Genomic DNA, 15964 nt, shown 5'->3' with positions numbered 1-15964 from the left:
AGGATCAAACTCTCCATAAAAGAAATTTGATTAGCTCAAATTGTTTTGCTGGCATCAATTTTGATGTCCAAAATTTTTGTTTCGTTCACTAACCGGAGTTAGCTCAGAAACTATATTGATTACGTTTTGCTTGTTCAGTTTTCAAGGTTCATTATGTTTCAAGTTATTTTCAGTAACTTTTATATAATAACATTTTCGATTTTCTTTGTCAACAACTTTTTTGAAATATTTTTTCTTTAAGAAGTGACAACTTTTATATCTTATCACTTTGAAATGTTGATGTCAACATTTTTTGTGATGTTATTACTAGTTTGTGATACTTATGTTGTGTCATCTTAGCGACAAGTAATAATTTATCACGATTCTACAATCTACGCAAGTGTTTTTTCTATAAAAATATTATTTTATAAAAAAAACGTCATTAGTAAGCTATATATAGCTTATTCAAGTTTCAACGCTATTGTATTTGTTGTTGCAATAAACATTGTTATTACTATACCGCTGTTTTTGTCTTTTCACAATAAAATAAAGAGACTCTTCTATATAGAGTCTCTTTATTAAATATTATTTTGAAGTGTGGCGCATTGTAGGGAATAATAATACGTCACGAATTGATGGAGCGTTTGTAAGAAGCATGATTAATCGGTCAATCCCTATACCTAAACCACCAGTTGGCGGCATACCGTACTCTAAAGCTTCAATAAAGTCATTATCCATTTCGTGGGCCTCATCATTGCCAGCTTCTTTTTCAGCTAATTGCGCTTCAAAGCGTTCGCGTTGGTCGATTGGGTCGTTTAGTTCCGTAAAGGCATTGGCATGTTCACGACGTACAATAAACAGCTCAAAACGATCTGTGAAACGCTCGTCCTCCGGATTTTTCTTCGCTAAAGGAGAGATTTCAACCGGATGTCCGTATACAAATGTTGGTTGCACAAGAGTTTCTTCAATCTTTTGTTCGAAGAATTCATTGATAATATGACCGACTTCATGTGTCGGCTTCACTTCAACACCGTGCTCTTTAGCAAGTGCTTGCGCTTGTTCTTTTGTCATTGGCTGCCAGAAATCGACGCCTGTAGCTTCTTTAACTGCATCTACCATATGAACACGTCTCCAACCTACAGCAAGGTTGATTTCATCTTCACCGTATTGCACTGTTGTTGTGCCAAGTACTTCTTGTGCTACATGAGCGATTAAATTCTCTGTTAACGACATTATATCTTGGTAATCTGCATACGCTTCATACAACTCAATCATTGTGAACTCCGGATTGTGACGAGTTGAAATACCTTCGTTACGGAATACACGGCCAATCTCATAAACTTTTTCTAGTCCACCCACGATTAAACGTTTTAAGTGCAACTCAATCGCGATACGCATATATAGTTCCATATCAAGCGCATTATGGTGCGTAATGAACGGACGAGCCGCTGCACCACCAGCAATCGTATGCAACATTGGTGTTTCCACTTCTAAATAACCTGCGTTATCTAAATAGTTGCGAATAGCACGAATAATTTTAGAACGTGTAATAAATGTTTTTTTGCTATCTTCATTCGTCATTAAATCTAAATAACGTTGACGGTAACGTTGCTCGACATCTTGTAAGCCGTGGAATTTCTCAGGCATAGGACGTAGTGCTTTTGTTAGGAATGTAAATTCTTCAGCCTTCACTGAAAGCTCTCCCACTTGCGTACGGAATACGTTACCACGTATACCTACGATATCACCAAGGTCAGCTTGTTTAAATAACTCATAGGCTTCTTCACCAACATGGTCCTGACGAACGTAGATTTGAATTTGTCCACCTAAATCTTGAATATGTGCAAAGCCAGCTTTCCCTTTACCGCGCTTTGTCATAATACGACCTGCGATAATAACCTCTTGTAGGTTTTCTTCTAGCTGTTCTTTCGTTTGATCTGCAAATTGTTCACGCACTTCTGTAGATAAATGCGTACGCTCAAATCGACTACCGAATGGATCTTGACCGTTCTCTTGAATCGCAGTCATTTTTTGACGTCTCACCAAAAGCTGATCATTTAACTCTTCTATGTTTGACACTTGTTTCACTCCTTATTAAATTGTCCGCGTTTACGTCCATAATATTTCTATTGTACACAATTTTAATGCTGTATTCATCTGTTTCGGTTTAATTTCCAAAAGACTTAAAATGATTAATAATTCCAAAAATTAAAGTTGGCTGTAGTAGATTTATACTTATATTCACTCTATCGCTCCATTTTCACCTTTCTATATCACCATATAAAAAAAGAGACGCTCTATTTTAATCGAGACGTCTCTTTTCACATTATATAATGAGTTGCTTCTGTTCCGGAACAATAATTCCTGACGCAATTTCTTCATAGTCTTCTACAATACCATTTAGTATAGCGCGTAGCTCTACAGCAGTTTCTGTTTGGTTAATAGCACTACGAGCTTTACCGTTACCACGAATTCCTTTTAAATACCAAGAAGCGTGTTTACGCATTTCACGCACTGCTACACTCTCACCTTTTAGTTGTAAGAGGCGTTCAAAATGTAATAAGCAGACATCCATTTTTTCGCGAACGCCAGGCTCATCTTTTAATTCACCCGTTTCCAAGTACTGAACTGTACGATAAATCATCCACGGATTACCTAGTGCTGCTCGTCCTATCATAACAGCATCTACACCTGTTGTATCAAGCATACGTTTTGCATCTTGCGGTGTTTCAACATCCCCATTGCCGAGCACCGGAATATTAACATTTTCCTTTACTTGACGGATAATATCCCAATTTGCTTTTCCTTCGTACATTTGCACACGAGTACGACCATGGACTGCCACCGCAGAAGCGCCTGCTCGTTCAACAGCCTGCGCATTTTCTATAGCAAAGATATGTTCATCGTCCCAGCCAATACGCATTTTTACACTGACAGGCTTTTTTACAGCATCTACTACTGCTGCTACCATCTCATATACTTTACTTGGATCTAATAATAAACGAGCGCCGGCTTCACATTTAATAATTTTATTAACTGGACAGCCCATATTGATATCAATAATATCAGCTGTTGTATTTTCATCTACATACTTCGCCGCTTCTACTAATGTTGTTTTATCTCCGCCAAAAATTTGTAATGAAAGAGGGTTTTCACGCTCATCGATGTAAAGCATACCTAATGTTTTTTCATTTTTATTAACGATCCCTTTATCACTAATCATTTCGGCGTATACAAGCCCTGCTCCGAATTCTTTTACGGTTAAGCGAAATGCAGAGTTACAGATGCCAGCCATCGGTGCTAAGACGACACGGTTGTCCATAACAATATCGCCAATTTGAAACGGCTTTTCAGTTGTCTGACTCAACGTCAATTTCCTCCTTCTATGGGCTTCCACCCGTCATTGCTAAAAATCTATTATCACTGCTTTGGCAGTTATTATTACGCTCACCACAAAGACCAACTCAAAGCATTACTTAAGAGACGGCATAAATTTCGTATCCACTGATTCCTTCCAGAGGGTTATGCCCTCTTCTTGGCAATTCATCTGTTGCAGTGTCTCATGTGCAAGTTGTAATTGCTCACTGTTAGGTACAGGGGTAATTTCGATTAGTGGTACTAATACGAAAGCCCGTTCATACATTCTTGGATGTGGCACAAGCAAACTCTCTGTTTCAATATTTTCGTGATTGTAGAGTAGAATGTCAAGGTCAATGATTCGAGGACCCCATCGAAATTCCCGAATACGTCCTAGCTCATTCTCTACCGACTGACAAATCTTGAGCATTTCAGAAGATGAACTACTTGTTCTAACATGAACCGCAATATTTAAAAAATCTGCTTGGTCAGTGTAGCCTACAGCCGCTGTTTCATAGATAGAAGAAATCCGAATAACTTCTAGCCCTTCTTTTTCCATCAAAAGCTCAAGAGCACGCTGGAGATTTTCGTAGCGTTCCCCAATATTTGTGCCAATAGAAAGATATACATCATTCATTAGAAATCACCTCTAGTGACTTCAACTGAAACCTCTTTATAATAACCATGGATTGGAGGATCTGGTTTGATTAGCTCGACACGTACACCTTTCACTTTATCAGGATATGCAAGGAGTATGCTGTTAGCAATTTTTGAAACAAGTGCTTCGATTAGCTTAAACGGCTCACCCTCTACAATATCACGACATAGCTCATACACTTCCGCATAATTTACTGTGTACGTTAAATCATCTGTTTCCCCCGCCTCGGTCATATCAACCGCAAGTGAGACATTGGCACGGAAGCGTTGACCAAGTGTTGTTTCTGCTGCCAAAACACCGTGATAACCATAAAACTGCATGTCCTTTAAATGAATATAGTCCATCATGCTTCCTCCTTGTAAATACGTTTCCCTACTAATACATCTGCCATATGCGAAGCACGTGCCATTTCTTTCACATCATGTACACGAATCATATGACACCCTTTTTCAATGCCATAAACAACTGTTGCACTTGTACCTTCTATCCGTTCTTCCACAGGTAGTTGCAAGACATTGCCAATCATCGATTTGCGTGATGTAGCTAAAAGCACTGGGTAACCCATATCTACTAAATCAGCAAGGTGCTGCATCATTGCAATGTTTTGTGCCGTCGTTTTGGCAAAACCAATACCTGGATCCAATATAATATGTGCATCTGGCACACCCGCCTTTTTAGCAATCGCAATACTTACTTCTAAATCTGCTTTTGCCGATGCCCAAAAATCAATTCCATAATCCATGTTTTCACGATTATGCATTAAAATAATAGGCACATTTAGTTCCGCAGCGACTTCTGCAATTGCAGGTTCTGATTTCGCACCCCAAATATCATTAATGATATGGGCTCCCGCTTCAATCGCCGCACGTGCCACTTTCGCTTTATACGTATCAACCGAAATAATAGCCGGCACTTCTGCTACTAATGCCTGAATAACCGGTACAATGCGCGCAATTTCATCTTCATCTGAAATACGCTCATAACCAGGGCGTGTGGATTCGCCACCTACATCAATAATCTTCGCACCATCAGCTACCATCTTTTTCGCTTGTTCGACCGCAGCCTTGACGTTATTGTATTTTCCCCCGTCTGAAAAAGAATCTGGCGTGACATTTAAAATACCCATCACGAATGTTTCGCTTGTATAATCTAATGTTATCCCGTTAATCGTTAACGGTGTTGTATATTTTTCTAGCATTTTGACGCTCCTTCTATTCTTGTTCCACTTCTTTGATAAACGCTTCCTGTAAACGCAAATAAATAGGTCCTTTATTGCCTAAAAACCACCTATCTTCTAATCTACAAATTGGAACAAGCTCTTGCACAGAGTTTGTAATAAAACATTCGCATCCTTGCTCTATATCTATTTTAGTAAAGAGACCTTCTTGCACTTCAATTCCTAGTGTTTGGGCATGTTCAATTACCCATGCACGCATTATTCCAGGTAAAATACCCGTTGCTAAAGAAGGCGTATATAGTATATCATTTTTCACCCAGAAAATATTTGATGTCACACCTTCAGCCACATAACCGCACTCTGTTAAAAAGAAACCTTCCTGCACAGCTAATGACGGCATTTCAAATCGGCCTAGCACGTTATTGCCATAGTGATGCGATTTTACTCGAAAAGCGCCTTCAGGAGTATTGCGCTTTGTCTCTAACCATTGTGCTGTTTTTTCTTGTCCACGAGATATATCTGGTAGCTCTTTGCGAAAGACAATAACATTAGGTTGTCTATACTCCATCGGTTGCAAACCGATACCATGCTCACCCGCAGATACATTGACACGAAAATAACCATCTTTTCCACCCGCAGCTACATCTAATTGTTCAATTACTGCAAGCAGGTCTTGTCTAGTATACGGCATATATATATGGTATTGAGAAAGTGCAGATTGTAACCTTTCCATATGCGCATCCCAAAACAGTACTTTGCCGTTGTAAGTGCGAAACGTTTCAAAAAAACCTAATCCATATAAAAAGCCATGGTCAAAAGGTGAAATTCGCAAATCCTCTGCTGCTACGTAGTTGCCGTTAATCCAACACTGCATGCTTCTTCGCTCCTTCTACGTACAATTCGATAAAATGACGCAGAAGCTTTTTCCCTTGTTCCGTCATAATAGACTCTGGATGGTATTGCACACCTTCAATTGGATAGTCTTTATGACGGATGCCCATTATTTCACCTTCTGCTGTCCACGCTGTAACCTCAAAGCATGCCGGTAAGGATTCTTTCTCCACAATAAGCGAATGATAGCGCGTAGCTTGAAACGGATTGGGCATTCCTGCATGTAACCCTATTTCTGCATGCAACACAGGCGACGTTTTACCATGCATTAATCGCTCAGCCCGAATTACATGACCACCAAATACTTGGGCAATTGCTTGATGTCCAAGACACACTCCTAAAATTGGAATATTTCCCGCGAAATATCGAATAATATTTAAACTTTCTCCGGCTTCGTTCGGACTACAAGGGCCTGGAGAAATAACAATCATATCCGGTGCAAGTTTTTCAATATCTGCAATCGTTAACGAATCATTTCTTTTCACCATTAATTCATGTCCAAACTCCCCAAAATACTGCACAAGATTATATGTAAAAGAATCATAGTTATCAATCATTAATATCATTTTGCTCGCTCCTCCGCCATAGCTTTTGCTTGCCACATTGCTTTTGCTTTATTTAGAGACTCTTGGTATTCTCTTTCTGGAACAGAATCTATCACAATCCCTGCACCAGCTTGTATATGAGCCATGCCATCTTTAACAAATGCCGTTCGAATCACAATATTGAATTCCATATCCCCTGTAAAGCCAAGCCAACCAATAGAACCCGTATACAATCCTCGACGCACTGGTTCCAACTCTTCAATAATTTCCATCGTACGAATTTTCGGTGCGCCAGTAATCGTACCGCCTGGGAACATCGCACGCACAACATCTGCATTCGTCTTCCCATCAGCTATCTCCCCGCGCACATTGGACACAATATGCATGACATGCGAATAACGCTCGATGACCATAAACTCATCCACTTCAACCGTACCGTATGCTGAAGCTCTGCCTAAATCATTACGCTCTAAATCTACTAGCATTACATGTTCAGCGCGCTCTTTCTCGTTATCAATTAACTCCTGCGCCAAAGCCATATCTTCCTCTTCAGACTTTCCTCTAGGACGTGTACCTGCTATCGGGCGTGTTGATAACTCTTTTCCATGACGCTTGACCAACAATTCAGGAGATCCAGACACAACAGCAAATTCAGGTGCTTCAATATACGCCATATACGGAGAAGGATTAAAGGCACGTAAAGCCTCATACACATCCATTGCCGTAGCCGTTAATTTCTTCGATTGACGCACGGATAAATTGACTTGAAAAACATCACCTTGCGCAATATATGTTTGAATTTTACTGACCGCGGCTTCAAAGTCTGTTCCAGCGAATGACACTAGTAATTCACTTTCATCATTTACCACTTCAACAGCACTTGTCTTTTCAAATTTCCGTAACTGTAAACCTTCTTGAGCCGCTTCTTGCCAAGCTTGTGCACGCTCTTCTAAATTGACATTACAGTCCGCTAACTTCATAAGTGTCACTTCATTTGTCGTGACATCATGCACGGCCCAGCAATCAAATAAATAAAAATATATATCCGGCACTTTTAAATCATCTGTTGCCACTATAGGCAGTTTTTCAATCTTTCGAGCATAATCGTACGACACAAAGCCGATTGCCCCTCCTTGGAAAACGGGTAGCTTAGAGTCATAAACCAATTGATAAGTCGCGATTAATTGTTCTAATAAATCAAGTGGCTCACCGTATAACTCTTCGCTATGCCCATCTCTCCAATTAATAAGCAAACCACCCTCAATTGATTGTGCAGTCGCTAATGGGTGCCAAGCAGCAATTGAAAAATGCCCACCCCGTCCACTTTCTAAAAACACATGGGCTTGTTCATGTTGTGTTTGCTTTTTATAACTATAATAAAACGCATCTGCGTCCATCTTCACGGTTGTAGTCGATAATGTATTCACGTTGCACTTCCCCTTTGAATCATATGATGTGATTCCATCTTAACTAGAAAAATGAAAAGATGCGAATGTTTTTGCTAATAAAAAATAACATCCCACTTACTACATCCGTTTGCATGCAGGCGCATATATAGTTCATGTGCTACTGCATCTTCTTACTCTCAAAAATCGCCAAAATAAAAAGGCTCCCACAATAGAGGGAGCCTGTCATGTTATGTTTAATTAGTCTTCAAATTGATATAAAGGTGTAGATAGGTAACGTTCACCATTTGAAGGTACGATTGCAAGAACATTAGAACCTTTGCCCAAACGTTTAGCTGTTTCAATAGCTGCATAAATTGCCGCACCTGAAGAAATACCGCATAGGATACCCTCTTCACGCGCTACTTTACGCGCTACATCAAAGGCAACTTCATTTTCTACAGGAAATACTGATGAATAAACATCTGTATCTAATACAGCAGGTACAAAGCCAGCACCAATACCTTGAATTTTATGTGGGCCTGGCTGACCACCTGAAAGTACTGGAGAATCTTTTGGCTCAACAGCAATAATTTCGATTTCTGGGTACTTCTCTTTTAATACGGCACCCGCACCTGTGATTGTACCACCTGTACCAACACCTGCTACAAATGCATCTAATGTTAAGCCATCAAATGCTTCCACGATTTCCGGACCCGTTGTTAGACGATGCACAACTGCATTTGCTGGGTTTGTGAATTGTTGTGGTAAAAAGTAGCCGTGCTCTGCAGATAATTCTTCTGCCTTGGCAATTGCACCTTTCATTCCTGCTGGTCCTGGTGTTAACACTAAATCAGCACCGTATGCACGCAATAGGTTACGACGCTCTATACTCATTGTTTCTGGCATTACTAAGATTGCTTTATAACCTTTAGCAGCTGCGATCATTGCTAATCCAATCCCCGTATTACCAGAAGTAGGTTCAATAATAGTGCCGCCTGGTTTTAATGTACCGTCTTTTTCCGCTGCTTCAATCATCGCTAATGCCAAACGGTCTTTAACAGAACTGCCTGGGTTAAAATACTCTAATTTAACATACACAGTACCTTCGTTCTCACCTGTTGCATGATTTAATTTAACAATTGGTGTTTTACCAACTAATTCAGCTACCGAGTTCGCTAATCTACTCATCTACTCATCCACTCCTAATCCCTACTATTTTTATAGGTTTTACTTATTTTGTATTTTACCAATTTTTTAGTTGAATTGTCAATCAATAAACTTATATTTTCAGAATATTTATTAGAAGCCAGAAAGTATGCTACTTTCTGGCTTCCATTTATCATTTCTTTTCTTCACCATAATACCAAGTTGCCTTAAACTCCGACCAAAATGCTTCCGGTGTTATCGATTGTTGCAATTGCTCCAGCGCAAGCTCTCGTTCAATATGTTCTTTCACATCGTCATATGTAAAGGATTGACCTTCTATTACCTCTTGAACTTGCACAATTCCGTAATGTCCGTTATCCAACTTAAATACTTTACTCACTTCATTTGCCGACAAAGCCTTAGCTGCCTTCACAATAGCTGGATCTATATTGCTCTGCTTTTCAGTTAAGAAACCAATATCCCCACCTAGACTAGCTGATGCACTATCAATTGAAATTTCGCGTGCCAACACAGAAAAATCAGAACCATTTTTCAGTTCACTTAATGCTTCATCAGCAGCCTTCTTAGAATCCACTTCGATGAAATTCGTACGATAGCTCGTTTCAGTATTGTATAACGCTTTATTTTCTTCATAGTATTTTTGAATACTATCTTCTTTGATGACTACATCTTTTGTCAGTACTTTATCTAAAATAAGGTCTGAGCGGATTTTCTGCTTCAACTGATCGGCAGAAAGATTTTGCAATGCTGTATCAAATTTATCTTGAGCCGAGCGCATTAACGCAAGCTCTAGATTAATTTCTTTATCCGTCACTTTTAATTTATATTTTTTAGCTGCCTTTTCCATTACAGCTTCATTCACTAAATTTTGAAGTGTTTCTTTACCATAGCGTTCTTCCATAGCAATCATCCACTCCTGGCGTGTGATAACATCATCACCAACGGCAGCGACTTGTTCGTCGCTACCGATTTCCTGACCGTTATTTGGTAATAACCAGGCAATGAACCACAAAAGATTCCCTAGTAATAATACAGAGAAAACAATTAAAGCCGGCTTCGTTTTTAATCGGCGTTGCAATAAGGGCGTTTGGTTGGGTGTTGCAGATGGCTGCGGTCTTCGATTACGCGTTGAGCTCATCAATGAATCCTTCTAATTCTTCTTTTGAAAAATGGTATGTTTCTAAGCAGAAGTGACATTGCGCTTCAGCCTCACCATCTTCATCAATCATTTCTTGTATTTCTTGTGAACCCAAACCTAAAATTGCTGCACCAAATCGCTCTTTTGAACATTGACATTTAAATTCAACCGGCATTGAATCTAAAATTTGGACTTTTCCTTCACCTAATACAGCTTCTAAAATTTGCTCTGGTGTAAAGCCTTTTTCAATCATTTTCGAAACGGGCTCGATTGTTGCCAAATGCTGTTCAATTGCGTCAATCGTTTCATCTTCACAACCTGGCATAAGCTGAAGAATAAAGCCACCCGCTGCAAGTATTGTATTATCCGGATTTACTAATACGCCAAGCCCAACAGATGAAGGCACCTGTTCAGATGTAGCAAAATAGTAAGTAAAGTCTTCTGCAATTTCACCTGACACAATCGGCGTTTGTCCAGAGAACATATCTCGTAAGCCAAGGTCTTTAACAATCGTTAATGCGCCTTCTGTACCAACACCAGCTCGCACATCTAGTTTACCTTGTTCATTTAAATCAAAATGCACATGAGGGTTTGTTACAAAACCACGTACTTCACCACGAGCATTACTATCAATTACCATAGGACCGATCGGACCATTGCCCTCTACTTTAATCGTAATTTTTTCTTCACCTTTAAGCATAGCGCCCATCATTACACCAGCCGTCATTGAACGACCAAGTGCAGCTGATACAACCGGCCATGTATTATGACGACGTTGCGCTTCTCCGACTGTCGCTGTTGTGCAAGCTGCAAAAACACGCACCTGCCCATTAAATCCTAAACCTCGAACTAAATAATCTTTCATAAATGAAAAGTCCCTCTTTTCCTATTGGTTACGTTTATATAATTTATATAAACCTTTTAATGTTAAAAATGGATCGACCACATCAATCGCTTGTGTCTCCCCAGCAATTAAATTTGCTAATCCACCAGTTGCAATCACTAGCGGCTCTTCTTTACTTTGTGCTTTCATGCGATTAACAATGCCCTCAACTTGTCCAACAAAACCATAAAAAATGCCCGCCTGCATGGCAGAAACGGTTGTTTTCCCGACAATATGTGTCGATCGCAATATTTCAATACGTGGTAAACGAGCTGCTTGTGTATACAGCGCCTCTGTTGAAATCGAAATGCCTGGAGCAATAGCACCACCCATGTAATCGCCTTTTTCATTTAAATAACAATATGTTGTCGCCGTGCCGAAGTCCACAATAATTAACGGTGCTTTATAAGCATCCAAAGCTGCTATTGCGTTGACGATACGATCCGAACCAACCTCGCGTGGATTCTCATATTTAATATTTAAACCGGTTTTCACACCTGGCCCAACAACCAGTGGTTTTTTGCGAAAATACTTTTGACACATCGATTCTAATGAAAACATAATTGGCGGTACAACCGAGGATATAATAATGCCCGTAATTTGTTCAAATGAAATGCCTGCATGATTAAAAAAAGCTAATACTTGCATTGCATACTCATCTTCTGTTTTATGAAGATCTGTTACCATTCGCCAGTGGAAGGCTAGCTGGTCATTGCTATCATAAACTCCTAATACGATATTTGAATTTCCTGCATCTAATACTAATATCATGGTTGATGCCTCCATATCAAATTCGCCCCTATTCCTGCAGTAGAGGCACTACCTTTATTTTAAGAAGGCGCTGCGATGAACACCAATTAAAGTTTGAACACTTTAGAAAATGATACCACACTTTTAAGGCAATGAAATAGCATTCCTACTCACAACAGAAGGAGCTACCTACATTTGAGAAGGTAGCTCCTAAAACATTATTTAAAATTGAATTTTTCTGGATCTGGTCCACATCGCAGACCGTCGTTCATCGCGTCTAACTGTGCCATTTCTTCATCCGTTAAAGTAAAATCAAAAACCTGTAAGTTCTCTGCCATACGTGCTGGTGTCATTGTTTTCGGAATCGTTACAACACCATGTTGCACATCATAACGTAAAACAATTTGTGCAGGTGTTTTACTGTATTTAGTTGCTAATTGTTGAATCAACTCTTCCTCTAACAGTGAACCATTCATTAAAGGTGACCACGCTTCCACTTGAATACCGTGTTCCTTACAGTATGCACGCACTTCTTCTTGCGTCAAATGGGGGTGAAATTCAATTTGGTTAATAACCGGGATAAGCGTCGTTTCTTTTAGCAAATGTTCTAAGTGGTGTACATGGAAATTGCTCACACCTATTGAACGAACACGCCCGTCCTGATAAATTTTTTCAAGCGCTTTATAGGCCTCGATATAGTTTGTATCTAAACCTGGCCAATGAATTAAATACAGATCTAAATAATCTAAACCTAATTTCTCTAAACTGCTATCGTATGCAGCAAGTGTCTCTTCATAAGAAAGTCCGTCATTCCACACTTTAGAAGTGACAAAAAGTTCATCACGCGAAACTAACCCTTCCGCAATTGCTGCGCGAATTCCTCGTCCAACACTTTCTTCGTTACGATATACTTGTGCAGTATCTATGCTACGATAGCCTTTGGCAATCGCCGTTTTAACAGCTTCTGCTAAATCATCTCCATCTGGCACTCGGAATACACCATAGCCGACTAAAGGCATCTCTAAACCATTGTTCAATGTTACTTTTCCCATGTTCAACACTCCTATCCATTATGCACATACATAATATTCTATTTATATCCTAATGCTTCACACTAAATAAAGGCAAAGAAAAAGACTGCTTATGAAAATCCATAAGCAGTCTTTCAAGTAATTACTGACGTTTTTCGTCAATACCTTTAGGCGCATCATTTTGCTCTAAACCTTCTTTTGGTAACTCCGCTGTTGTCGGATTCGGCTCATCGCTTAGCAATTCTTTTTCAAGAACAGGTTTACCAACCTTTTCTAATGATGGTTGTGCTTCAGCTTTTGGCGCATCCTCATCAACGTTTTCTACCGCCTCAGGTTCTGGTAAAACACCATGATCACGTAAATGTTCGATTTCTTGCGCATTTAATGTTTCTTTTTCCATTAAAGTATTCGCAATTAAATCAAGTAAATGACGTTTTTCTGTCAGAATACGTTTAGTACGTTCATATTGCGTATCGATAATTTTTTGCATTTCTTTATCGATTTCGTAAGCAATTGAATCTGAGTAGTTTTGATCTGAATTAAAGTCACGACCAAGGAATACATTCCCACCTTGACTTGACCCAAACTGCATCGCACCAAGATTTTCACTCATACCATATTCTGTAACCATTGCACGTGCAATGCTCGTTACTTTTTGGAAGTCATTGTGAGCCCCAGTAGATACTTCGCCTAGCACAATCTCTTCTGCCACACGTCCACCAAGAAGTCCCGCAATACGGTCTAAAAGCTCTTGTTTCGTAGTGAAGAAACGTTCTTCCTTCGGTAACATAATTGCATAACCACCCGCTTGACCACGAGGTACAATCGTTACTTTATGAACAGTATCCGCTTCATCAAGTTCTAGACCAACAACAACGTGACCAGCTTCATGGAAGGATACAAGCTTTTTCTCTTTTGCTGAGTAAACACGGCTAGCTTTCGCTGGACCTGCAATAACACGGTCAGATGCCTCATCGATATCTGCCATATTAATTGACCGTTTACTTTTACGAGCAGCTACAAGAGCAGCTTCGTTTAATAAGTTTTCTAAATCGGCACCCGAGAAGCCCGGTGTACGTTGTGCTACAGCTGCTAAATCGACTGAATCCGAAAGAGGCTTATTGCGTGCATGCACTTTTAAAATTGCTTCACGACCTTTTACATCAGGATGTCCTACTGTAATTTGACGGTCAAAACGACCTGGACGTAATAACGCTTTATCTAAAATATCTGGACGGTTTGTTGCAGCGATAATAATAATCCCTTCGTTTGCACCGAAGCCATCCATTTCAACTAGTAATTGGTTCAATGTTTGCTCACGTTCGTCATGACCGCCGCCAAGACCAGCGCCACGTTGACGACCAACTGCATCGATTTCATCAATGAAAATGATACACGGAGCATTTTTCTTCGCATTTTCGAATAAGTCACGCACACGTGAAGCACCTACACCGACAAACATTTCTACGAAGTCAGAACCTGAAATCGAGAAGAATGGTACGCCAGCTTCACCTGCTACCGCACGAGCAAGTAATGTTTTACCTGTACCTGGAGGACCTACAAGTAAGATACCTTTTGGAATACGAGCACCAATTTCAGTGAATTTACGGTGATCTTTTAAGAAATCAACGACTTCTACAAGTTCCGCTTTCTCTTCATCTGCACCCGCTACATCAGTAAAACGAACTTTTTTCTTTTGGTCATCGTAGAGCTTAGCTTTACTTTTACCAAAGCTCATTACTTTATTGCCGCCACCTTGAGATTGACTCATTAGGAAGAAGAATAAGAAGATGATAATGATGAATGGAATAATACCTGTAAAGAACTGTACCCATCCACTCGTTTCTGGTGCTTTCAAGAATTCTATATTGCTATTCTTATCCTTAGCAGCTTCATCGATTCGGTCCATTAATAATTGGTTTTCACGCGGAAGATTTACTGTGAAACTTTCGCCTTTTTCATAACCTTTCATCTTACCTTCAGCGATGTATACTGATTTATCAGGTTGAATTTTTGCTTCTGTAATTTCATTCTTATCTAGAGCTTCTAAAAACTCTGAGTAAGTAATTTCTTTCGTCGGTGACTTACCACCATTGAAAGTACCAAATATACCAATGATCACTAGGAAAATCAGTAAATAGAATATGGTATATCGAAATATTCGATTCATCTCCAGCCTCCTCATTACAAACAGAAAAATTATAAGTAAAATCTTAACATATCATGATTTCATCATACAACGAAAAGCCTTACTTAAAAAAAGTTTCGTTTGAATTTTGTCGAAATCTAAACATATTTATTCCTACTAATTACATTCCCAGCGTATTTGCACTCGGTGATTATTTTTAGGCACAGCTAATAATGCTGTCATGGCCTATATCACCCGCTGGAGGCTTTACCTGATAACCAGTCATTTATTTAACTGGTTATTTTAGCATTAAAACGAATAAACTTCTGGTTTTAAAATACCGATATATGGTAAGTTACGGTATTTCTCAGCATAGTCTAAACCATAACCAACAACAAAGCCATCTGGCACTTTGAAGCCAACATAATCAGCTGCAAGGTTTACTTTGCGGCCTGAAGGTTTGTCTAAAAGCGTAACAATTTTGATTGATTTTGCTTTACGGTATTTAAATAGGTCTACTAGGTAGCTAAGCGTTAATCCACTATCGATAATATCCTCGATAATTAAAACGTCACGCCCTTCCACACTTGTATTTAAATCCTTTAAAATCTTTACTTCACCAGATGAAACAGTGGCATTACCATAGCTAGATACATCCATAAAGTCTAGCTCAATAAAAGAATCGAAACGTTTCATCAAGTCTGTCATGAAAGGCATCGCACCTTTCAGTACACCGACAGCTAACGGGAATGAATCTTGATATTCCGCTGTTAATTGGGCACCTAATTCAGCGATTCTTTCTTGCAGTTGTTCTTCTGTAATCATAATTTTTTCGATGTCATTTTGTAACATATCGATTCCTCCTCGTGTTG

The 15964-nt window shown here is 39.4% G+C and carries 15 protein-coding genes; all 15 read right to left on the bottom strand.

Features of this window, described 5'->3' with window-relative positions:
* Nucleotides 1–564 precede the first annotated feature (564 nt).
* The gene (gene lysS, locus ACIQXI_RS21540; RefSeq protein WP_402928502.1) at nucleotides 565–2067 is read right to left on the bottom strand and encodes a lysine--tRNA ligase; all 1503 of its coding nucleotides are present in this window, start codon (nucleotides 2065–2067) and stop codon (nucleotides 565–567) included.
* A gap of 238 nt (nucleotides 2068–2305) precedes the next feature.
* A complete protein-coding gene (dusB, locus tag ACIQXI_RS21535) occupies nucleotides 2306–3346 on the bottom strand; it encodes a tRNA dihydrouridine synthase DusB (RefSeq protein WP_402928500.1) in 1041 nt (346 codons plus the stop codon).
* Between the two features lie 105 nt (nucleotides 3347–3451).
* A complete protein-coding gene (folK, locus tag ACIQXI_RS21530; protein WP_402928498.1) occupies nucleotides 3452–3973 on the bottom strand; it encodes a 2-amino-4-hydroxy-6-hydroxymethyldihydropteridine diphosphokinase in 522 nt (173 codons plus the stop codon).
* Complete coding sequence (folB, locus tag ACIQXI_RS21525) at nucleotides 3973–4338, bottom strand: dihydroneopterin aldolase (protein ID WP_402928497.1); 366 nt, start codon at nucleotides 4336–4338, stop codon at nucleotides 3973–3975. The genes folK and folB overlap by 1 nt, the downstream gene beginning before the upstream one ends.
* Complete coding sequence (gene folP, locus ACIQXI_RS21520) at nucleotides 4338–5192, bottom strand: dihydropteroate synthase (RefSeq protein ID WP_402928495.1); 855 nt, start codon at nucleotides 5190–5192, stop codon at nucleotides 4338–4340. Before folP ends, folB begins: the two co-directional genes overlap by 1 nt.
* 13 nt (nucleotides 5193–5205) lie before the next feature.
* Complete coding sequence (gene pabC / locus ACIQXI_RS21515; RefSeq protein ID WP_402928493.1) at nucleotides 5206–6045, bottom strand: aminodeoxychorismate lyase; 840 nt, start codon at nucleotides 6043–6045, stop codon at nucleotides 5206–5208.
* Nucleotides 6029–6628 carry an aminodeoxychorismate/anthranilate synthase component II gene (gene pabA / locus ACIQXI_RS21510; RefSeq protein ID WP_402928491.1) on the bottom strand — a complete coding sequence of 200 codons (600 nt, stop codon included), beginning with the start codon at nucleotides 6626–6628 and terminating at the stop codon, nucleotides 6029–6031. Before pabA ends, pabC begins: the two co-directional genes overlap by 17 nt.
* Nucleotides 6625–8004 (bottom strand): anthranilate synthase component I family protein, encoded by a 1380-nt coding sequence (locus ACIQXI_RS21505; RefSeq protein WP_402928506.1) that lies wholly within the window; start codon nucleotides 8002–8004, stop codon nucleotides 6625–6627. The genes pabA and ACIQXI_RS21505 overlap by 4 nt, the downstream gene beginning before the upstream one ends.
* A gap of 249 nt (nucleotides 8005–8253) precedes the next feature.
* Nucleotides 8254–9183: a cysteine synthase A gene (cysK, locus tag ACIQXI_RS21500; protein ID WP_402928490.1), complete on the bottom strand. Its 930-nt coding sequence runs from the start codon at nucleotides 9181–9183 to the stop codon at nucleotides 8254–8256.
* A 151-nt stretch (nucleotides 9184–9334) separates the two neighbouring features.
* Nucleotides 9335–10300, bottom strand: coding sequence for a peptidyl-prolyl cis-trans isomerase (locus ACIQXI_RS21495; RefSeq protein ID WP_402928489.1), 966 nt, complete (start codon nucleotides 10298–10300; stop codon nucleotides 9335–9337).
* Nucleotides 10284–11165: an Hsp33 family molecular chaperone HslO gene (gene hslO / locus ACIQXI_RS21490; RefSeq protein ID WP_402928488.1), complete on the bottom strand. Its 882-nt coding sequence runs from the start codon at nucleotides 11163–11165 to the stop codon at nucleotides 10284–10286. The genes ACIQXI_RS21495 and hslO overlap by 17 nt, the downstream gene beginning before the upstream one ends.
* A gap of 21 nt (nucleotides 11166–11186) precedes the next feature.
* Nucleotides 11187–11954 (bottom strand): type III pantothenate kinase, encoded by a 768-nt coding sequence (locus ACIQXI_RS21485; protein ID WP_402928487.1) that lies wholly within the window; start codon nucleotides 11952–11954, stop codon nucleotides 11187–11189.
* A 197-nt stretch (nucleotides 11955–12151) separates the two neighbouring features.
* A complete protein-coding gene (locus ACIQXI_RS21480; protein ID WP_402928484.1) occupies nucleotides 12152–12985 on the bottom strand; it encodes an aldo/keto reductase in 834 nt (277 codons plus the stop codon).
* Nucleotides 12986–13106: 121 nt separating this feature from the next.
* Nucleotides 13107–15134, bottom strand: a complete 2028-nt coding sequence (ftsH, locus tag ACIQXI_RS21475) for an ATP-dependent zinc metalloprotease FtsH (protein ID WP_402928481.1) — start codon at nucleotides 15132–15134, stop codon at nucleotides 13107–13109.
* Nucleotides 15135–15401: 267 nt separating this feature from the next.
* Entirely contained in the window at nucleotides 15402–15944 is a 543-nt protein-coding gene (hpt, locus tag ACIQXI_RS21470; protein ID WP_402928480.1) for a hypoxanthine phosphoribosyltransferase, read from the bottom strand.
* Nucleotides 15945–15964 lie beyond the last annotated feature (20 nt).

The organism is Lysinibacillus sp. NPDC097195, from assembly GCF_044762075.1.
Lineage (GTDB): Bacteria > Bacillota > Bacilli > Bacillales_A > Planococcaceae > Lysinibacillus.
The sequence above is the reverse complement of the archived record's forward strand: the minus strand, read 5'-3'. Positions and strand labels throughout refer to the sequence as shown.